The organism is Dyella silvae (assembly GCF_026421305.1).
In the GTDB taxonomy this organism is placed as follows: Bacteria; Pseudomonadota; Gammaproteobacteria; order Xanthomonadales; family Rhodanobacteraceae; genus Dyella; species Dyella silvae.
In genome coordinates this window covers 137078-157708 of sequence record NZ_JAPJBQ010000007.1, presented here as the reverse complement: position 1 = coordinate 157708, position 20631 = coordinate 137078, and the positions used below count along the sequence as shown (strand labels likewise).

Below are 20631 nucleotides of genomic sequence, written 5' to 3'. Positions count from 1 at the left end.
GCTGTTGTTGTGGCGCCAGGCGCCGCCCTTGCTGCGAGTAATGTTCTTCCCATGACCCTGCTTAGCGTCAACGTCAACAAGATTGCTGTTCTTCGTAATTCCCGCGGCGGCACCGAACCGGACATGCTTCGCGCCGCCCACACCTGTATCGATGCTGGCTGCGGCGGCATTACCGTGCATCCGCGTCCTGATCAGCGCCACGTGCGTCCCGACGATGTGCGTGCGCTTGCCGGCCTGGTGCGCGGGCGTGTCGAGTACAACATCGAAGGCAATCCTTTCGCGCCCGCGCGTGGCTCGTATCCCGGCCTGATTGCGCTCGCCCGCGAGACTCGCCCGACGCAGGTGACGCTGGTGCCCGATAGCGACGGTCAGATTACCTCTGACCATGGCTTCGACCTCACACGCGATATCGATACGCTTCGTCCGCTGGTTGCCGAGTTGCGCGATATCGGTTGTCGCGTGAGCGTGTTCGTGGATTCGGGTGCCATCGGTTTCGAAGCTGCCGTAGCGATCGGCATTCAGCGCATCGAGATCTACACCGGCCCTTACGCCGAAGCCTTCGCGGAAGGTCATGTGCAGGATGAGTTGGAGCGCTGCGCGGATACGGCGCGCCGCGCGTTGCATGCCGGCCTCGCCGTCAATGCGGGTCACGACCTGAGCCAGGCCAATCTCGGTACATTCAAGGCCGCCATTCCCGGGCTGGCGGAAGTTTCCATCGGGCATGCACTGATCGGCGAAGCGTTGTACGACGGCCTCGCGCCGACCGTACGCAACTATCTTCAAATCCTTCGCTGATCAACGAATAGCCGTCTGGACGTCTGTACGTCTTACCGGTTCCAGAACCACCCGTGCAAAAAAAGAACCCCCGCACCAGGCGGGGGTTCTAAGGGTAGTGTTACTGCGATTCCTTTCGGAATCACTCGCCTTCAGTGAAGCCGATCTTGGTCAGACCGTAGCTCTTCGCATCGGCCAACACGCGGGCCACATGCTCATAAGCCACACCGTCGTCAGCGTTGATCTGCACTTCCGGCTGCTTGGCCGGATCGCCCAGACCACCGATCACGGCAAGCTGTGCCTTGAGGCCCAGCTCGTCCACCGGCGTGTCGTTCCAGTACAGCGCGCCCGACTGGTCAATCTTCAAGCGAACCGGCTCCGGCGGGTTCTCTGGCTGAATGACGTTGGGATTCGGCTGCGGGAGATCGATCTTCACTTTGTGGGTAAGCATCGGCGCCGTGATCATGAAGATGATCAGCAGCACCAGCATCACGTCGACCAGCGGCGTGACGTTGATGTCAGCCATCGGCCCCTTACCACTTCCAGAACTAAATGCCATGACTCTTACTCCTTGCCGGTCGTGATGAAACCGACATGGACCATGCCCTGGCCCTTAGCGTCAGCCAGGACCTTCTTCACGATCTTGTATTCCGTGGTCTTGTCCGCGCGGATCTGAAGCTCGGGCTGCGGCGACTGCTGCGCCGCAACCGCGAACTTCGACTTCAGTTCCGCTTCGGTGACTTCCACGTCATCCAGGTACATCGTGCCATCCGGCTTAACGGCCAGATCCATCGGCGTAACCGGTTCCGAATCCGAAACCTTCGGGTTAGCCGTCGGCAGATCGACCGTGATCCGGTGGGACATCAGCGGTGCCGTGATCATGAAGATGATCAGGAGCACCAGCATCACGTCGACGAGCGGCGTGACGTTGATTTCCGACATCGGGCCGCCGGAACTGTCTCCAGTGCTCATCGCCATGGGTCAATCCCTCACTTGCCTTCGACGCGAGCGCCGGTAGCGAAGAAGTCGTGCAGGTCGTGCGCGAACTCGTCGAACTGAGCGTAGGTCAGGCGGTTGGAGCGGTTGAAGAAGTTGTAGGCAAGCACGGCCGGGATAGCGGTGAACAGACCGAAGGCGGTCATGATCAGAGCTTCACCCACCGGACCGGCCACTGCTTCCATCGAAGCGTTGCCCGACGCGGAGATCTTGATCAGCGCATGGTAGATGCCCCACACGGTACCAAGCAGACCGATGAACGGTGCCGACGAACCGACCGTGGCGAGCAGGGTCAGGCCGCCTTCCAGACGCAGGCTCTCACGAGCCACGGCCTGGCGCAGGGCGCGATCGATGAACTCGGAGCGGCTCAGCGACTCGGCGAGGCGACCACCGCCGGCCGAAGCCTGCTGATGGTGAGCGACGGCCGAAGCGGCGTCGAGAGCGATCTTCGAGAATGGTTCGCCCTTGGGCTGGGCTTCGAGTTCGCGAATGGCGTCCTGCGTGGAGCCATTGGACCAGAAACCGTTGATGACCTTGTCGGCGCGGCCGCGAACCATCGAGTTGCGGATCGCGTTGGCGACGATGAAGTACCAGGAGGAGAAGGACATCACCACCAGCACCACGAACACGATCCAGCCAAGGAAATCGAAGTTGTGGATAAGGTGGTCGAAGCCCATCGACTTCATGGCTTCGGCGTTGGTGGTACCGCCCGCGGGGGCCGGAGAAGTTTGCAGGAACATAACGCTACCCTTGGAAAGTCAAGCGTGAACTGATTGACCGTAACCGGAGTTACAGCTGATTGAGATTGAAATTGACCGGGACGCGGACGAAAGCTTCCACCTTCTGTCCGTTCTTGATCTGCGGATTGAAGCGCCACTTGCGTGCCGTTTCAATCGCGGCCTGATCCAGCTCGCGATAACCGCTGGACGCTTCCACCTTAATGTCCTTAGGCGTGCCGTCCACGGAGACCAGAATCATCAGCGTAACCGTGCCTTCGTGACGCTGGCGGATAGCCTGCGGCGGATACTTGGGCTGGATACGGCTGTTGTAGCTGACGTCCTGACCAGCTGCAATGTCGCTCGGCGCGGCCGGCGGTGCCGGCGGTGCCGGAGGCGCTGCCGCAACCGCGTTGGCGGACCGCTCCTCGACAGCCGGCGGCGGAGCCGGCGGCGGCGGGGTCGGCGGCGGCTTCACCTGCGTGATGATCTTCGGCGGCGGCTGCTTCGGCGGCTCCGGCGGCGGCGGCGGCGGCGGCGGCGGCGGCGGCGGGGGCTCGATGAAGTTTACCTGGACGGTGCGTTCCTTTTCCTTCTGCACCTGCTTCGGCGGTGCCATAGGCGCCACCAGCAACAGGAACGCGAACGCATGGATCGCGATGGCAACTGCCAGCGCCCAGGTACGCCTCCAATTAAACGGCCCTTGGCCGGTTGCTTCGTTACTTGAGGCCATCTGTCACTATCTGGAGCTAATAGATCGGTGAGACGTGGTCACAGCTCCTGCTGGCAAAATATCGATCCAAGGGATGACATTTGCCACTGGACGCGAGCACGGAAAGGTTTCAACGGTACAACAGCACATGGCGTTTGTATAGCACCTGGGAGGCGGATAGACGTCCATACGGCTGCGTCTCCCAGGCCTTACAACCATGCCTTACTTGCTTGCTCCCTGAGCCTTCAGCCAGGCCTTCGCCTTGGCTGCGGTTTCGGGATCCTGTGCCGCCTTTTCCATGGCTGCGATCGTGCCCGGCTTGTCCTTCAGGCCACGACACGCTTCGGCCAGCAACATATAAGCGGTGCCTTTGTGCTGCACGCCCTTGTCGATGCCCTGTTGGATGAGGCTCTTGGCCTCGCTGAATTTGCTTTCCTGAATCAACAGCTGGCCGGCGCGAATATTCGCTTCGCCGTCCTTCGCCAGCGGGATAGCCTTCTGGTACGCAGCAAGCGCCGCTGAGGTGTTGTCAGACATATAAGCGGCTGCGCCGAGCAGCGAGTAGTTCTCAGCCGAAGCGGTCACCACACCCTTGCTCATGCCTTCCTGCAGGGTCGCGGCAGCCTTGCCAGCCGGCGTCTTCGGATCGTTGCTGTCCTGACCGGTGACGAGGTAGAGCTTGGCCAGATTGACGTAGTCCTTCTCGGTCTTGAACTGACCGGCGGCCTTGGCCTTTTCCATCAGCGCGATCGCTTCCGGATACTTCTGGGCCTGCATCAGCACAGCGACGGTGTTGCTCAGCGCGTTGGCGTCATTCGGGTTGGAGGCGAGCTGCTGCTGTGCCACCTGGGCAGCCTGGTCGCTCTGGCCGGACTCCGAGTAGGAAGCGAGCAGGATCTGGTTCCAGCTGTCGTTCGGCTTGTCGGTCATCGACTGCGCCTTCTTGATGGCGGCGATCGCTTCCGGATACTTCTCGAGGCGGTAGTACGCATTGCCTTCCAGCGCGTACGACTCGGCCGTTTCCTTCTTGCCCTCAGCGCGCCACTTCTCGATGGTGTCAACGCTGAGCTGGTACTGCTCGTCGGCCAGGTAGAACTGGCCGAGCATGTACTGGAGCTGGAAGTAGGTGTCGTTCGGCATCACGCCGTTGTCGAGCGCCTTCTTGAGCAAGGTGATGGCGCCCTTCACGTCGCCGTCGTTGTAGTGCACGTTGGCCAGACCCTGCAGGGCCAGCGCCTGAGCGTACTTGCTCTTGCTGTTGTCAACGATCGGCTGAAGGATCTGCTCTGCCTTGGCCTTATCCTGGTTGTTGACCGCGTCGAGGCCTTCGTTGATGGCCTTCTGATCCTTATCGCTGGTGAGGTCCAGCTTCGGTTCCGTGCGGGTGGCGTTGGGATACAGCGCTTCCTTCTTGTCTTTGGAAGAGCTGTTGCCCGCAATGACCGGGGTGCTCACCACGGCCAGCGCCAGCGCCGTACCGGCAAGCATCTTGATCAGGGGAACACGCTTCATGGCAGTCCTCAGGGTGTAAGGTTTCACGCGTCGACAACGCGGGGGATCGCTGAGCGTAACCTGACTCGGCGGCAGATAACAAGTCGCAGTGCCACAACAAAGATTGTTAAGAATCAATAAGTTGAGCCATACGCGCGCGATTGGTCTTCATTTTCGAGCGGAAGGCCGATGTCACCCATGACTTTATGGCCTTGGAAAGCTGCTATCGGCAGGGCTTTTCCCGACTTAAATTAGCGTATTAATGCGTTAGTACACGACGCCAAAGAAGAGGCCAACGGCAGCGCAACCGGGGTTCCGGGTGCGCCGCCGTCGGCCTTTGCGTCAGATGTCCAGATTGGCCACCTTGAGCGCGTTGGCTTCGATGAAGTCGCGCCGCGGCTCCACCGCCTCGCCCATCAGCATGGAGAACATCTGGTCCGCCGCAAAGGCGTCTTCGATGCCCACCTGCAGCATGCGGCGGGTTTCCGGATTGACGGTGGTTTCCCACAGCTGTTCCGGGTTCATTTCGCCCAGACCCTTGAAGCGCTGGATCATGCGGCCTTTCTTACCCTCTTCCAGCAACCAATGGCGCGCTTCGGCAAAGCTCTGCACGCCGCGCGAACCGTTGCCGCGACGAACCACGGCGTCGGCCTGGACAAGGCCCGCCAGCTGCTGGCTGACCTGCAGGACCGGGCGGAACTCCGCACTGCCAAAGAAAGGCTGAGGCAGCAACCAGGTATGGCTGAGGCCATGTTGCTCGCGCACCACTTCGACGGCCGCCGGCTGTTCGCCTTCGGCCGGACGCAAAGCCAGGCGGTAGCGCGGCTTGCCGAGGCCGCTGGCAGCCAGGCGCGATTCCACACCCTTCAGCCAACCCTGCATCGCCGCCGGGTCGCTCCACAGCGCAGTCTCCAGCGCTGTGTGTTCAAGCAGCGCCGTGAGCACGGTGGCGTCGAAGCGATGGCCGAGGCGCTCGATCTGGTCGAGCGCGGTCTGGTAGTCGCGCAGCAGCTTTTCCAGCGGTTCCCCGGAGATCGCCGGCGCATCGGCTGAAGGCTGAAGCCCCGCGCCGTCGACGGCACTGTTGACGAGGTAGCCGTTGAGCGCCGCATCGTCCTTCAGGTACATCTCGGTCTTGCCCTGCTTGATTTTGTAGAGCGGCGGCAGGCCAATGTAGACGTGGCCGCGCTCGATCAGTTCGGGCATCTGACGGTAGAAGAACGTCAGGAGCAGCGTGCGGATGTGCGAGCCGTCCACGTCCGCGTCGGTCATGATGACGATGCGGTGGTAGCGCAGCTTGTCCGGGTTGTACTCCTCCTTGCCGATGCCCGTGCCGAGCGCGGTGATCAGCGTGCCGACTTCGGCGGAGGCCAGCATCTTGTCGAAACGAGCCTTTTCGACGTTGAGGATCTTGCCCTTCAGCGGAAGCACGGCCTGGGTCTTGCGGTTGCGGCCCTGCTTGGCCGAGCCACCTGCGGAGTCACCCTCGACCAGGAACAGTTCGCACAGCGCCGGATCTTTCTCCTGGCAATCGGCCAGCTTGCCCGGCAGGCCGGCGATGTCCAGCGCACCCTTGCGGCGGGTCATCTCGCGGGCTTTGCGGGCGGCTTCGCGCGCACGAGCGGCGTCGACCACCTTGGAGGCGATGGCCTTGGCTTCGTTCGGGTGCTCCAGCAGGAACTCGCCGAGTTTCTCGTTGACGGCCTGCTCCACCGCGGTCTTCACCTCGGAGGAAACCAGCTTGTCCTTGGTCTGCGAGGAGAACTTCGGGTCAGGCACTTTCACCGACAGCACGGCGATCAGGCCTTCGCGCATGTCATCGCCCGACAGCGCGACTTTGGCGTTCTTGGCCAGGCCTTCCTTCTCGATGTAGCCCTGCAGCGAGCGGGTCAGCGCGGCGCGGAAGCCGGTGAGGTGGGTGCCGCCGTCGCGCTGCGGGATGTTGTTGGTGAAGCAGTACATCGTTTCCTGGTAGGCATCGGTCCACTGCATCGCCAGTTCGACCGAAATGCCTTCCTGCTGGGCGCTCAGGCTGATCACGTTGGGATGCAGCGCGGTTTTGAGCTGGGCCAGGTGCTGTACGAATGACTTGATGCCGCCCTCATAGGCGAAGGTGTCGTGGCGCCCTTCGCCCCGCTCGTCCTTCAGGTCAATGGTGACGCCCGAGTTGAGGAACGCCAGCTCGCGCAGGCGCTTGGCCAGGATGTCGTAGTGGAACTCCACGTTGGTGAACGTGCCGGTGCTGGGCAGGAAGCGCACCGTGGTGCCGCGCTTGCTGGAGTCGCCCACGGGCTTGATGGGGTACTGCGGCTCGCCATGGGCGTATTCCTGCTGGTACTCCTTGCCCTCGCGGTAGATGGTCAGCCACAGGTGCGAGCTGAGCGCATTCACCACGGACACGCCCACGCCGTGCAGGCCGCCGGACACCTTGTACGAGTTGGCGTCGAACTTGCCGCCTGCATGCAGCACGGTCATGACGACTTCGGCGGTGGAACGGCCCTCTTCCGGGTGGACATCCACGGGAATGCCACGGCCGTTGTCGCTGACGCTTACCGAACCATCCTCAAGGATGGTGACGGTCACGTGGTCACAGTAGCCTGCCAAGGCTTCATCGATCGAGTTGTCGACGACTTCGAACACCATGTGGTGGAGGCCGGTGCCGTCATCGGTATCGCCGATGTACATGCCAGGGCGCTTGCGCACCGCTTCCAGACCCTTCAGAACCTTGATGTTGCTTGAGTCGTAGGTTTTATCGTTCATTCGGTGACCGATTCCTGGGCGCCTTAACCCGCCCGGTTCGGCGCCATGCAAGGCCGGGCTGGGGACTTAATCGATTGATTATAGCAGGGGGTTGATACGACCTTGTTCCACGTGGAACACCTGGGTCGGACCGGTCTGTAGCGCGTCCGGAACCTCTGTTCCCGTAACCAATACCTGGGCTCCTACGGCCCTTAGCTGGCTGACCACCGCTGCCTGATGAGCCTTATCGAGCTCCGAAGCCAGATCGTCCAGGCATACCACAGGCCACTCGCCCCGCCGCTCAGCGTATAAGGCCGCCTGCGCGAGCGTGCAGCCCAACGCTGTCAGCTTTTCCTGGCCGCGCGAGAGATGTTCACGCAAGGGCGCATGCTCGAAGGCAAGGGACCAGTCTGCGCGGTGTGACCCGATGGTGGTGTGCCCGCGGGCCAGATCCCTACCCCGTTGGGAAGCCAGAAGTTCCCCCAGGGGGACCTCTTCGGACCAACCGCGCCGGTAGCGCAATTCAACTTCCCCGAGCTCGGGCAATAGTCCCGCCATTGCCGCTTGGATATGGGGGCGAAGAGCCGCCAAATAAACCTGTCGAAGGGCATCAATGGTGGTGGCGGCTGAGTCGAGTTCGGCTTCCCAGGGGAGGAACTGAGCTTCCGGCACCAGATTGGACGCCCGAAGCAAGGTGTTCCGCTGCTTCAACGCCCGCTGATACCGCCGCCAGGCCAGAATGAACTCGTGTTCCACGTGGAACACACCCCAATCCAGGTAGCGGCGACGTTCTTCGGCTCCTCCCGCGATCAAGGCATGCGAGCCGGGCTCGAAACAAACCACGGCGCACTCCCCCACCAGCTCGCTGAGCGTCACCGCTTCGCCATCCATGCGGGCTTCCCAGCGCACACCCTGACGCCCTAACCCCAGCCGCCGCCCGCGGCCATCCGCATGCCGCAACTCCGAAAACACCGATAAACCATCGGCACCACGCTGCAACAGCGCGTCTTTAGCACCAGCCCGAAAGGATCTCGCATGCGACAGCAGAAACGCAGCTTCCAACAGACTCGTCTTCCCAGCCCCATTGGGGCCGGCAAAGACGGTCACCCCCGGTGCCAACGGTACCGAGACGTCCCCCAGGCAACGCAGCCCTCGAATACGCAGGCTCTCCAGCCACATCTCAGCTAACTCCGTAAACAGAAACGCCGGAGCGTCTGGCGACAACTCCGGCGTTCAATGGTGGCTTGCCCGGCTTAGGCAAACGAGAAACCGTCATCAGAGGCGCAGCGGCATGATCACGTGGCGGGCCTGATCACTATCGTCTTCCTGAACCAGACAGCTCGACTGCGCATCACGAAGGTTCAGACGAGCACGCTCACCGCGAAGCGCAGCCAGTGCATCGAGCAGATAGCCGACATTGAAGCCCACGGCGAGATCCGACACGGGCGTATCGGCCTCAACCTCTTCCACGGCCTCTTCCTGCTCCGGGTTATGAGCGACGATGCGCAGCTTGCCCGGTGAAAGCTCCAGCTTCACGCCGCGATACTTTTCGTTCGAAAGAATCGCCGCACGCTGCAACGCGCCACGCAGCACTTCGCGATCCAGCGTCGCATGCTTGTCCGCGCCGAGCGGAATCACCGCTTCGTAATCCGGGAAGCGGCCATCGATGAGCTTGGAGGTAAACACCACGTCGCCACGGCGGACACGGAGGTGGTTACGGCCGAACTCGAGCTCGACCTCGCCATCCCCTGCTTCAAACAAACCAATCAGCTCGTTCACGCCCTTACGCGGAATGATGATCTGGCGACGCGTGGAAACTTTGCTCTCCAGCTTGGTCTCCTTGAGAGCCAGCCGATGACCGTCAGTGGCCACGCAACGCAGCGTGTGCTCCTGGAGATCCAGCAGCATGCCGTTCAAGTAGTAGCGCACATCCTGATTGGCCATGGCGAAGGCCGTGCGCTCCATGAGATCGCGCAGCACTTCTTCCGGGAGCGAGACCCGCTCAACCAGCTCTATTTCATCGATGGTCGGGAACTCGGTGGCGGGCAACGTGGCCAGCGTGAAGCGGCTACGTCCCGCATTCATCGCCACGCGATCGCCGTTGAGCTTCAGTTCGATCTGAGCGCCATCAGGCAATGCGCGGACGATGTCGAACAACTTGCGCGCTGGAATGGTGATTTCGCCGTCGACCAGCTTGTCAGCCGTCGTCGTGGCAATCATTTCCACTTCCAGATCGGTACCCGTCATCGACACTTTGCCGTCGGCGACCTTCACCAGCAGGTTGGCCAGCACCGGCAGCGTCTGGCGACGTTCGACGACGCCAACGACCTGCTGCAACGGTTTGAGCAGAGCTTCTCGTTGAATGCTGAATTGCATGTATGCGCTTCCCCAATCCTGCTTTTCTGTTTTTAAAAGAAGTTCTGTAGTGGTGGTAGGCGGCGTGGATAACTTTTTAAATCGAAATTCACTATGAAAATCAACAAATTAGACGATTTTCACATTGTGTTCCAAAGAGCCTGATGATTGTGGGCCAATTGTGGATAACTTAGCCATCCAAATCGTCCACCTATTATCCACAGCTTGCCACAGTACTTTTCAAGGCATTAGTGCACAGCCGCCGTATCAACCGGTGAGGATGCGGATCAGCTGTTCCCAATCCTGTCGCATCCGCGTGTCGGTTTCGCACAACTTCTTGATGGTGCGGCAGGCGTGCAGCACAGTCGTATGGTCGCGGCCGCCAAACGCCTCGCCGATTTCCGGCAGGCTGTGCTCCGTGAGTTCCTTGGACAGCGCCATGGCGATCTGACGCGGGCGAGCCAGCGAACGCACGCGTCGCTTGGACAGCAGATCCTGCAGACGCACCTGGTAATAGTCGGCGACGATCTTCTGGATGTTGGGCACCGTCACCGCTTGAGCATGCGTGGCCAGCAGGTCGCGCAGGGTTTCCTCGGCAAAATCGATGGTGATGGGCTTACCGTAGAAGTTGGCGCGCGCTGCCAGCGTGTTGAGCGCGCCTTCCAGATCGCGCACGTTGGAGCGAATGCGCTTGGCCAGCAGCATCGCCACGTTCTCCCCTACCGCCACGCCCTTGTCGTGAGCCTTGGAAAGCAGGATCGCCGCACGCGTTTCAAAGTCCGGCGGTTCGATGGCCACCGAGAGGCCCCAGCCCAGCCGGGACTTCAGGCGCGGCTCCAGCTTGTCCACTTCCTTCGGATAGCGATCGCAGGTGAGGATGATCTGCTGCTTGGATTCAAACAGCGCATTGAACGTGTGGAAAAACTCTTCCTGAGTGGTGTCCTTGCCGGCGAAGAACTGGATGTCGTCGATCAGCAGCGCGTCCACCGAGCGGAAGCGGCGCTTGAACTCGTCCATGCTCTTGGTGCGCAGCGCTTCGATCATCGAGCCGACAAACTGCTCGGAGCGCAGATACAGCACCTTGAAATCCGGATTGCGCTCGCGCATCAGATTGCCGGTGGCATGCATCAAATGCGTCTTGCCGAGGCCCGTGCCGCCGTAAAGCAGCAACGGGTTGTAGGCGCGGCCAGGGTTCATTGCCACCTGCATGGCGGCTGCTTTGCCCAGCTGGTTCGACTTGCCTTCGACAAATGTTTCGAAGGTGTAGTGCGGGTCCAGGTTGTGGGTAAAGCTGGGGGCAGGCGTTTCGGCCACCGCCGGCGCCGTCTTGGCGGGAACCGGGGGAGCCGGTGCCGCCGCTTTGCCGCTGGGCGTGGCGCGCGGCGAACTGGAGCCGACCTCGAGCCGCACGGTCAGCTCATGGCCGGTCAGCTGGCTGATCACCGTCTCGATACGTGCCAGATAGCGTTCGCGCACCGTCTCCAGGGTGTATGGATTGGGCGCAAACAGCTGCAGGCCATGGGTGTCGTCGCGTGCCTGCAGCGGCATCAGCCACGTATGCAGGTCTTCGGCGTTCAATTCGCCCTCGAGACGCTCGAGACAGCGCCGCCACAGATCACTCATGGGAATTCTTCAACCACTGAAAGGGGCGCTTTCGCGCGGGGTGGACCGGAAAGTCTAGCAGCACGCAGCCCCCTTCATGGCATGGATATCCACATGGATATCCACAGGAAGTAAACAGCCTTTTGTCAACCCCGAAAATACCCCTATTTGACAGAGGGGATCTGGGCACTTCATAATTTCCAACCTTTTTACCAACTTAACTTCGGAGGAAGCCATGTCCAAGCGGACCTTCCAGCCCAGCAAGCTCAAGCGTGCCCGCACCCACGGCTTCCGTGCTCGTATGGCAACGGCCGATGGCCGCAAGATCCTGAACGCACGTCGCGCCAAGGGTCGTAAGCGTCTGATCCCGTAAGCGGCGGGCATCTATGCCTGCCGCCGGCTTGCCGCGCGAGGCGCGGCTCCGCCGCGCCGGTGATTTCGCTGCTCTGCGACAAGCCAGCGGCCGCCTCGGCGGCCGCTGTTTTTCTGTGCGCTATCGGGTCAACGACCTCGGCCACCCACGCCTGGGCCTGGCCATCTCCAAGCGCGTCTCCAAGCGCGCGGTTGATCGCAACCGCATCAAGCGCCTTGTCCGCGAGTCTTTTCGCCGCGCCCGTCTTGAGCTTCCGCCCGTCGACCTTATGGTGATGGCGCGCGAGCAGGCCTGCGGCCTGCCCGGCCCTGAGCTGCTCGCCGAATTGCAGCTCCTGTGGAAGAAACTGCGTTCCGTCAAAGTCGAGGCCACGTTGAAGCCGGACGACCCGACCGGCACAATCGTACGTTGACCTTTTTTCACCCTCTTCCGCGGCCCGTTGTCGCGGCATCCACCGGATCTGCTCCGCGATGAATCAAACGCGTACGTTCCTCATCTTCGCCCTGCTGGCTGTGGCCTACATGCTGTTCATGGCCTGGGAGAAGGATTACAGCCCGCAACCGCCGGCTGCCGTCGCTGCCGCATCCACCGCCGGTGCGCCTGCCAGCGCTGACGGCAGTGTGCCGGGTGCCAGCGGTACCGCCGCACCGGCTGCCGTGCCGGGCACGGTCAATGAAGCGTCCGCTCAGCTGATCACGCTGACCAGCGACATGCTGCGGCTCACGGTCGACACGCGCGGTGGCACCGTGGTGCGTTCGGAACTGCTGCAGTATCCGGCGGTACCGCGCACCAAGGCCACGCCGGAACCTGCGCCGGTTCGCCTGCTCGATGACGAGCAAGCGCAGTACTTCGTTGCGCAGAGCGGCCTGGTGAGCAACCAGGGTCAGGCGCCCGATCATCGCGCCGTGTTCCAGGCGGCGCAGACCAGCTATGCACTGGCGCAGGGTCAGGACGAGCTGAAGGTCGACCTGACCTGGCAGGATGCCGCCGGCCTCAAGGTCACCAAGACCTTCGCGCTCAAGCGCGGCAGCTATGTCGTCACGATGGATCAGAAGATCGAAAACGGCGGCAGCGCGGCATGGCAGGGCAACGCCTACCAGCAGCTGCAGCGCGTGGCCCCGGCTCAGCAGAAGAGCTGGTGGCAGAACTTCAGCGATCCCTCTTCGCACAGTTTCTACGGCGCGGCCTGGTACAGCCCGGAAGACAAGCTCACCACCCTGCCGTTTGCGGACTTCGCCAAAAAGCCGTTGAACCACGCGATCACCGGTGGCTGGGCGTCGATGCTGCAGCACTACTTTTTCGTCGCCTGGATTCCGCAGGCGCAGGACGCCAACACCTATAGCACCAGCGTGATCAATCCGGACACGGCGCAGCCGGTGTACCTGATCCGCGCGGTGGGTCCGTCGCTCAGCGTGGCACCGGGCCAGAGCGTGACCACCGCCTCGCGCCTCTATATGGGTCCGAAGTTGCAGGGCACGCTTGACCAGGTGGCGCCGGGTCTCGACCTGACCACCAATTACGGTTGGCTCACCGTCGTGGCGCAGCCGCTGCATTGGTTGCTGTCGCAGCTGCACGCCATCAGCGGCAACTGGGGCATCGCCATCATCCTGCTGGTGCTGGGCCTGAAGGCCGTGCTGTGGAAGCTCACGGCTGCGCAGTTCCGTTCCGGTGCCAAGATGCGCAAGCTGCAGCCGCGCGTGACTGCTCTCAAGGAGCGTTACGGCGACGACAAGATGAAGATGCAGCAGGCCATGATGGAGCTGTACAAGAAGGAGAAGGTCAACCCGATGTCGGGCTGCCTGCCGGTGCTGATCACCATGCCGGTGTTCTTCGGCTTGTACCGCGTGCTGATGGAAAGCGTGGAGCTGCGTCACGCGCCGTTCTTCGGCTGGATCCACGATCTTTCCGCGCCCGATCCGTTCTTCGTGCTGCCGGTGATCTACATCCTGGTGATGCTGGCCACCCAGTGGCTGTCGCCGTCGGCGGCGGGCATGGATCCGGCGCAGCAGAAGATGATGAAGGTGATGCCGGTGATCTTCGGCTTCATGTTCCTGTTCTTCCCGGCTGGCCTGGTGCTGTACTGGGTGGTGAACGGCATCACCAGCCTGGCGCAGCAGTGGTTGATCACCCGCAGCGTGGATCGCGCGGAAGAGAAAGCCAAGGCGGCCTGACGGCTGAAAGGCTTCGGGGAAAAAGGCCGCTGATGCGGCCTTTTTCTTGCTCGTCATCCCGGCGCAGGCCGGGATCCAGTTTCGGCAATGGTCGGTCTTCGCGACGGCGCCGATACATCGAACGTTAACGCGATAGCCCAATGCTCTCGCTACTGGATCCCGGCCTGCGCCGGGATGACAGTCAGGAAGGATTGGTCGTTTTCGTATTCCCTGGCGCAAACCGCATAATTCCCCTCATGACTCACACCGACACGATCGCCGCTATTGCCAGCGCACCCGGCGCCGCCGGTGTCGGTGTATTGCGCGTATCGGGCCCCGCGGTTCCTGGCATTGCCTGCGAATTGCTAGGCCGAGACCCCGATCCCCGGCGTGCCCACTTCACCGCTTTCCGCGAACGCGATGGCGAACTGATCGATCGCGGCTTGCTGCTCTACTTCCCTGCCCCTGCGTCCTATACCGGCGAACATGTGCTGGAACTGCAGGGGCACGGCAGCCCGGTGCTGCTCGATGCACTGCTGCGCCGCGTGTGCGCGATGGGCGCACGGCTGGCGCGACCAGGCGAATTCACCGAGCGCGCATTTCTCAACGGCAAACTTGACCTGGCCCAGGCTGAAGCCGTGGCCGACCTGATCGCCGCACGCTCACAAGCGGGAGCGCGCGCCGCGCTGCGCTCGATGGAAGGTGCGTTCTCGCACAAGGTGCACGAGGTGCTGCAGGCATTGATTGCCTTGCGTGTGCATATCGAAGCGGCGATTGATTTCCCCGAGGAGGAAATCGATTTCCTCGCCGACCCGGCGATCATGCAGCAACTGCATGCCGTTCGAGAGCGGCTCGAAGCACTTCTGCGCGAAGCGCAACGCGGCGTTCGGCTTAACGATGGTTTGCGGGTGGCCATCATTGGACGTCCAAACGCAGGCAAGTCCAGCCTGTTGAATGCACTCGCAGGCAGCGATCGCGCCATCGTTACCGATATCGCCGGCACAACGCGCGATGTATTGCGCGAACAGTTGAACCTCGATGGCATCGCACTCGAACTTGCTGATACCGCAGGTCTGCGCGAAACGGAGGATCCTGTCGAGCGCGAAGGTGTGCGCCGTGCGCACAGTGAACTCGCACGCGCCGACGTCGCGTTGCTGGTGACCGATGCGGAGCACGCCGGTCACGATCTCACCTTGCTCGCCGATTTGCCCGCAAGCGTCGAGCGCATCGTGCTGATCAACAAGATTGACCTCGACCGGCACGCGCCGCGCTATGACATTCGCGCCGATGCGATCTGGGTCTGGGCATCCGCGAAAACCGGCGCGGGCCTGGATGCCTTGCGCGATCACCTGAAGCAGCTGGCTGGCGCCGGCAGTGGCGAAGGCGCCTTTAGTGCCCGCCGCCGCCATGTGCTGGCGTTGGAGCAAGTGGCGACGCATCTGGCATGCGCCGATGAGGTGCTGCGCATTACCCGTGCTGGTGAACTCGCCGCGGAAGAGCTGCGTCAGGCGCAGCAGGCATTGGGCGAAATCACCGGCACCTACACCAGCGACGACCTGCTGGGCGCGATCTTCAGCTCGTTCTGCATTGGCAAATAGCGGCACGTTGCCATACATTACAGGCCGTTACGGCGTCATCTGCTGACGCTCCTTATGCGTTGGCGCTAACATGCTGAGTTTGCACGCGGTCGTATCGAACACTCAGGCATGCTCACATTCCTCTTCGGCGGCTTCGGCCTGTCCACTCTCTGGCTCATTCCCTTGCTCTGGCGTGTCGGCAGGAGTCTGCTGACCCGCCGTGCGCTGACGCCCGGTGGGCAGGGAACGATACGGTTCTGGTTGGGCGCAGCGTTGGTGCTGATGACCAGCGCCACGCTGGAAGGCCTCGTCATCGATCAGTACACGGACGATCCGCAAGCAGGTGGCGTGGCGTGCCGGGCGCTCTCGCATGCCTTTGCTGGCGTCCTTGGTGGGCCCATCACCGCGATCCTGATGCTGGCGCTGTTGGGCGCTGCGCTGCCCTGGTATCTGGGCGTGGGTTGGCCGATGGTGTTCGGGCGGGTTTCCGCGGCGGTGGATCGGCTCGCCGCGTTGTTGCAGCACATCGTGGATGCCATAGCCGCGCGCCGCGGCAAAGCGCCATCGGTGCGTCGGACGCGAGGTGCCGTACGCCGCGTTGATCGCCCGGTGCCGAAAGCGCGTCGTACATCGCAAGTGGCCAAGCGTGTCGCGCCTGCCAAGACCATGCCGACCGCGGCGACCTCGCCCGTGGTTGAGCCCGTTGCTCCCGTCACATCGACGCCCATGATGTCGCGGGTCAAACAGGCGGCAAAGCAAGAGAAGGTCATTCGCGAACCATGGTTGCTGCCCAGGCATGCCCGTCAGGCGGCGCCGGCCACCCCTGCTTCGGTGCTCCGGCCCGCGCCGGTGATGACGGCAAGTGCGCCGGCAACGGCAGCAACGGCACAGGCCGTTGTTGTGCCCGCGGTGGAGGTGGCGCCTGTTGTTGCGGCCCCGTTGCCGGTATCGCCGTATGCCGACGTCATCGAGGACATGTTGCTGAGCGCGCCCATCGCGCCCGCACCCGTGCATGCCGATGCCATGGACGTACAGGATCCGCTCGAAGAAGCCGCAGCCATTGACACCGGGCTGCCAGCTCCTGCCCCGAGCCCGATGTCCGTAGCGCCCGCCCGACGGATGGCGGCCAACGATGACGAAGCTAACGAAGCGGCCGTCGTACAAGAGTCGCGCGCTGCGCCCTTGCATCATCCGCGCCCGGCCATGCCACTGCCACCGCTGTCGTTGTTGGCGCCTCCGCGCATGGAGATCGCCGCTGTCGACGAGATGCAACTGACAGAAACCGGCGAACTGATCGAACAGCGCCTGCGCGAGTTCAAGGTGCCCGTCACCGTCGTGGGTGCGTCAGCGGGTCCGGTGATCACGCGCTTTGAGGTGGAACCGGCGGTGGGCGTGCGCGGCAACCAGATTGTCGCGCTGATGAAGGATCTCGCGCGTGGTCTGGGACGAAGCTCGATTCGCGTCGTCGAAACCATTCCAGGCAAGACCTGCATGGGCCTGGAGCTTCCGAACGAGCAGCGCCAGATGATCGCGCTATCGGAAATTCTCGACTCGCCGGTCTATCGCCATTCAGATTCGCTGCTCACGCTGGCGATGGGCAAAGGCATCACCGGCGAGCCGTTGGTGACCGATCTTGCCAAGGCGCCGCACATGCTGGTCGCCGGCACCACGGGCTCAGGCAAGTCGGTCGCGGTGAACGCGATGATCCTGTCGATGCTGTACAAGGCCACGCCTGATGACGTGCGCATGATCATGATCGATCCGAAGATGCTGGAACTCTCGGTGTACGAGGGTATTCCGCATCTGCTCGCGCCCGTGGTGACGGACATGAAGCTGGCGGCCAACGCGCTTGCGTGGTGCGTCGGCGAAATGGAAAACCGCTATCGCCTGATGTCGGATTTGCGTGTGCGCAACCTCGCCGGATTCAATCAAAAGGTGCGCGAGGCACGGGCGTCTGGACGTCCGTTGATGAATCCGTTCCCCGCGCATCCGGAAGTGCCGGAGACGCTCGATACCCTGCCGATGATTGTGGTGGTAATCGACGAGTTGGCTGACCTGATGATGGTCGCCGGCAAGAAAATCGAAGAACTGATCGCCCGCCTTGCGCAGAAGGCGCGTGCGGCAGGTATCCATCTCATCCTTGCCACGCAGCGGCCGTCGGTGGATGTGATCACCGGCTTGATCAAAGCGAACATCCCGACGCGCGTTGCCTTCCAGGTCTCCTCGAAGATCGACTCGCGCACCATCCTCGACCAGATGGGCGCGGAGAGTCTGCTCGGCCAGGGCGACATGTTGTTCTTGCCGCCGGGTACCGGTTATCCACAGCGCATCCATGGTGCTTTCGTGGCGGACGAGGAAGTGCACCGCGTCGTGGCGCACCTCAAGCTTTATGGCGAGCCCGATTACAAGGAAGAGATTCTTGCCGGACCGCCGAGCGAAGGTTCGGGTGAGTTGTTCGGGGAAGAAGGCGCCGACGCCGAGCTTGATCCGCTTTACGACGAGGCCGCCGCGTTCGTGTTGCGTTCGCGTCGCGCGTCGATTTCGTTCGTGCAACGGCAGTTCCGCATCGGCTACAACCGCGCCGCGCGATTGGTGGAAGCTATGGAAGCGGCCGGCCTCGTCTCGTCGATGGGCATCAATGGGCAGCGCGAAGTGATTGCGCCGGGGCCATCAGACTAGGCGCCTTGTTCTTTTTGCAGGAGCGCACGCGTGCGCGACCGCGGCACTCACCGTGCGTCGTCGCTCGTTGGTTGCATCGATTCGCGTTCCTTCGTCGTCGCACTGTAGGTTTGTGGCGCACAAGTGCGCTCCTACAAAGTCGATCGACGGTATTCAGAGAAACGCGTCGAGTTCGGTACGCGTCGGCATGCCGCCTTGTGCACCCAGCCGCGTGACTGACAACGCAGCTGCAGCGCACGCTTTGCGCACAGCGGTCGGCAGACCCTCGTGCAGAAACACGGCCAGCGCTGCGTTAAAGGTATCGCCCGCGCCGGTGGTATCGACCACTTTGACCTCGAAGCCAGGCTGATGCACCGGTTCGCCGCTCTCGCGGTACCACGCGCCTTCGCCACCGCGTGTGAGCACAACGGGTGCAGGCGCGCGCTGCATCAGCGCGTGAAAATCTTCGGAGGCGTCGGCACCAAGCAGTATCGCCAGCTCGTGCTGGTTCGGCGTGAGATAACGCGCCAGCTTCAGCCATTCCATGGGAAGCTTCTGCGCCGGCGCGGGATTGAGGATGACCGGTTTGCCAAGCCGTTGCCCAATTCGAAGCGTGGCTTCCACGGATTCGAGTGGAATCTCCATCTGCACGAGGATGGCATCGGCACTGGCCAGGGTAGATTGCGCACGTTCGATCTGCGCAGGCATCACCTGCGCATTGGCACCTGGCACGACGATGATGTGATTCTCGCCTTCGGCCACCGTGATCGATGCGGTGCCGCTACTGCCGTTGGCGATGCGCGCGACGTGTTCCGTCGACACGCCTTCATGCGTGAGGCCGTCGTGCAGCTGGGTGCCGAAGACGTCGTCGCCCACGGCACCGATCAGCGCCACGTCCGCGCCAAGGCGGGCCGCCGCTACGGCCTGATTGGCGCCCTTGCCGCCGTGCACGGTGAGGAAGCGGTCACCGAGAATGGTTTCGCCCGGCAATGCAAAGCGCGGCGCCAGCGTCACCAGGTCCATGTTGATGCTGCCAACGACGACGACGCGGGCCATGCGTGCTCCATCACTTCTTTATGCAGGGATGGAGCAGGATACGAAATGCAGCGAAGATTGGTTAGCCGCCGCTACTGCCCTGCGCCGAAGGCACCTTCTGCCCGCGCTTCTCTTGTGCGCGTTCCATGGCCCGCTCACGCATCGCCTTCCATTGGTCGCGTTGGGCCGGCGTGAGTACGGCGTCGACCTGCTGGGCGGTGTTCTGCATCAATGACATCGCCTTGGCCTTGCGGTCAGCAGGCGCGAGGCTGTTGTCAGCGCGCAATGCCTCCATCTGCTGGGCGCGTTGCTGAAGGATCGGGCCAATCTTCGCCTGCTGGTCAGCCGTCAGCTGAAGCTGCTTGGCCATGTGCTGCAATTGCTGCTGCGGATTGGGCGCATGCATGTGCTGAGGCGGAGTGCTGGCGTCGCCGGCGTTGGTGGCGGGGGTTGTCTGCGATTGGGCGAGGGCGCTGCCAGCCAGCGCCAGGCCAAGCGTGAACACGGCGAAACATGAAAGGCGTGCCATGAGCGTTTTCTCCGTTGGGTCTGCCTGAGGGGGAACGCGAGCGTGGAATCGTGGTTGACGGCCATGGCGCCGCATCCGCTTGAATCCCCGGTGGCCGGCCCGAACATCAGACCATCGCCGCCCCCGAGGAATCCCCATGCTCGAGCTGTACTACTGGCCCACCCCGAATTGCCACAAGATCACCTTGTTCCTGGAAGAAGCCGGACTGCCCTACACCATCAAGCCGGTGAACATCGGCAAAGGTGAGCAGTTTCAGCCTCAATTCCTGGCCATCTCGCCCAATAACCGGATGCCGGCGATCGTGGATACCGCGCCGGCGGATGGGGGCGCGCCCATCAGCGTGTTCGAATCCGGCGCCATCTTGCAGTACCTGGCCGAGAAGACCGGCCGCTTCATGCCCGCCGAAGTCCGCGGCAAGTACAAGGTGCTGGAATGGGTTTACTGGCAGGTGGGCGGCCTGGGGCCGATGCTTGGCCAGAACCACCACTTCAACCGCTACGCACCGGAGAAGATCCCCTACGCCATCGACCGCTACGTCAATGAGACGCGGCGCCTCTACGGCGTACTGAATAAACGTCTTGAAGGCCGCGCCTTTATCGCCGGCAAGGACTACACCATTGCCGATATGGCGGCGTATCCGTGGATCGTGCCCTACGAGAACCAGGGCATGGCGCTGGAGGATTTTCCCCATCTGAAGGCCTGGTTTGAAGCGATTCGCGAGCGCCCGGCCACCAAACGGGCCTATGCACTGGGTGATGAGATCAAGGGGAAGTTCGACCTGACCACCGATGAGGAAGCGCGGAAAGTCCTGTTTGGGCAGGGGGCGATCGGCCAGAAGTGAGGGGGACGAAGTGAGAAGTGGGAGAGGAGCTGGCAGCCGGCCTTTCTCTCACTTCTCTTCACTCGCTCCTCGAAGAAAAACCG

General features: G+C 62.4%; 18 protein-coding genes. 7 read left to right on the top strand and 11 right to left on the bottom strand.

The window, feature by feature from the left end; all coding sequences use genetic code 11:
* Positions 1-51: 51 nt before the first annotated feature.
* Positions 52-795, top strand: coding sequence for a pyridoxine 5'-phosphate synthase (locus tag OQE56_RS16250; RefSeq protein ID WP_267225693.1), 744 nt, complete (start codon positions 52-54; stop codon positions 793-795).
* A gap of 121 nt (positions 796-916) precedes the next feature.
* Here OQE56_RS16250 and OQE56_RS16245 read toward each other — a convergent pair whose 3' ends face one another.
* The 9 genes from OQE56_RS16245 to dnaA form a co-directional block, all read right to left on the bottom strand.
* Complete coding sequence (locus tag OQE56_RS16245) at positions 917-1333, bottom strand: ExbD/TolR family protein (protein ID WP_267225692.1); 417 nt, start codon at positions 1331-1333, stop codon at positions 917-919.
* A gap of 5 nt (positions 1334-1338) precedes the next feature.
* Entirely contained in the window at positions 1339-1752 is a 414-nt protein-coding gene (locus OQE56_RS16240; protein WP_267225691.1) for an ExbD/TolR family protein, read from the bottom strand.
* Positions 1753-1763: 11 nt separating this feature from the next.
* On the bottom strand, positions 1764-2510 hold the full coding sequence (locus OQE56_RS16235; RefSeq protein WP_074549498.1) for a MotA/TolQ/ExbB proton channel family protein: 747 nt from the start codon (positions 2508-2510) through the stop codon (positions 1764-1766).
* A gap of 49 nt (positions 2511-2559) precedes the next feature.
* Positions 2560-3105, bottom strand: coding sequence for an energy transducer TonB (locus OQE56_RS16230; RefSeq protein ID WP_425601640.1), 546 nt, complete (start codon positions 3103-3105; stop codon positions 2560-2562).
* 315 nt (positions 3106-3420) lie between these two features.
* Positions 3421-4710, bottom strand: a complete 1290-nt coding sequence (locus tag OQE56_RS16225) for a tetratricopeptide repeat protein (RefSeq protein ID WP_267225689.1) — start codon at positions 4708-4710, stop codon at positions 3421-3423.
* Positions 4711-5031: 321 nt separating this feature from the next.
* Positions 5032-7449 carry a DNA topoisomerase (ATP-hydrolyzing) subunit B gene (gene gyrB / locus OQE56_RS16220; protein ID WP_267225688.1) on the bottom strand — a complete coding sequence of 806 codons (2418 nt, stop codon included), beginning with the start codon at positions 7447-7449 and terminating at the stop codon, positions 5032-5034.
* A gap of 78 nt (positions 7450-7527) precedes the next feature.
* On the bottom strand, positions 7528-8607 hold the full coding sequence (gene recF / locus OQE56_RS16215) for a DNA replication/repair protein RecF (RefSeq protein WP_267225687.1): 1080 nt from the start codon (positions 8605-8607) through the stop codon (positions 7528-7530).
* Between the two features lie 96 nt (positions 8608-8703).
* Positions 8704-9804, bottom strand: coding sequence for a DNA polymerase III subunit beta (gene dnaN / locus OQE56_RS16210; protein WP_267225686.1), 1101 nt, complete (start codon positions 9802-9804; stop codon positions 8704-8706).
* A gap of 246 nt (positions 9805-10050) precedes the next feature.
* Positions 10051-11406 carry a chromosomal replication initiator protein DnaA gene (gene dnaA / locus OQE56_RS16205; RefSeq protein ID WP_267225685.1) on the bottom strand — a complete coding sequence of 452 codons (1356 nt, stop codon included), beginning with the start codon at positions 11404-11406 and terminating at the stop codon, positions 10051-10053.
* Between the two features lie 214 nt (positions 11407-11620).
* Between dnaA and rpmH the strand changes: the two genes are divergently transcribed.
* The 5 genes from rpmH (at position 11621) to OQE56_RS20090 (ending at position 18164) form a co-directional block, all read left to right on the top strand.
* Entirely contained in the window at positions 11621-11758 is a 138-nt protein-coding gene (gene rpmH / locus OQE56_RS16200) for a 50S ribosomal protein L34 (RefSeq protein WP_019464789.1), read from the top strand.
* 13 nt (positions 11759-11771) lie between these two features.
* Complete coding sequence (rnpA, locus tag OQE56_RS16195; RefSeq protein WP_267225684.1) at positions 11772-12170, top strand: ribonuclease P protein component; 399 nt, start codon at positions 11772-11774, stop codon at positions 12168-12170.
* A 58-nt stretch (positions 12171-12228) separates the two neighbouring features.
* Positions 12229-13929 carry a membrane protein insertase YidC gene (gene yidC, locus OQE56_RS16190; protein WP_267225683.1) on the top strand — a complete coding sequence of 567 codons (1701 nt, stop codon included), beginning with the start codon at positions 12229-12231 and terminating at the stop codon, positions 13927-13929.
* A gap of 236 nt (positions 13930-14165) precedes the next feature.
* Entirely contained in the window at positions 14166-15506 is a 1341-nt protein-coding gene (gene mnmE, locus OQE56_RS16185) for a tRNA uridine-5-carboxymethylaminomethyl(34) synthesis GTPase MnmE (protein ID WP_267225682.1), read from the top strand.
* A gap of 108 nt (positions 15507-15614) precedes the next feature.
* A complete protein-coding gene (locus OQE56_RS20090; RefSeq protein WP_323748591.1) occupies positions 15615-18164 on the top strand; it encodes an FtsK/SpoIIIE family DNA translocase in 2550 nt (849 codons plus the stop codon).
* Between the two features lie 153 nt (positions 18165-18317).
* Here OQE56_RS20090 and rbsK read toward each other — a convergent pair whose 3' ends face one another.
* Together rbsK and OQE56_RS16165 are read right to left on the bottom strand one after the other, a co-directional pair.
* Positions 18318-19199 carry a ribokinase gene (rbsK, locus tag OQE56_RS16170; protein ID WP_267225681.1) on the bottom strand — a complete coding sequence of 294 codons (882 nt, stop codon included), beginning with the start codon at positions 19197-19199 and terminating at the stop codon, positions 18318-18320.
* 61 nt (positions 19200-19260) lie between these two features.
* Positions 19261-19707 carry a hypothetical protein gene (locus OQE56_RS16165; protein WP_267225680.1) on the bottom strand — a complete coding sequence of 149 codons (447 nt, stop codon included), beginning with the start codon at positions 19705-19707 and terminating at the stop codon, positions 19261-19263.
* Between the two features lie 136 nt (positions 19708-19843).
* On the opposite strand from OQE56_RS16165, the gene OQE56_RS16160 reads away from it, so the two are divergent.
* Positions 19844-20548: a glutathione binding-like protein gene (locus OQE56_RS16160; RefSeq protein WP_267225679.1), complete on the top strand. Its 705-nt coding sequence runs from the start codon at positions 19844-19846 to the stop codon at positions 20546-20548.
* Positions 20549-20631: the final 83 nt, after the last annotated feature.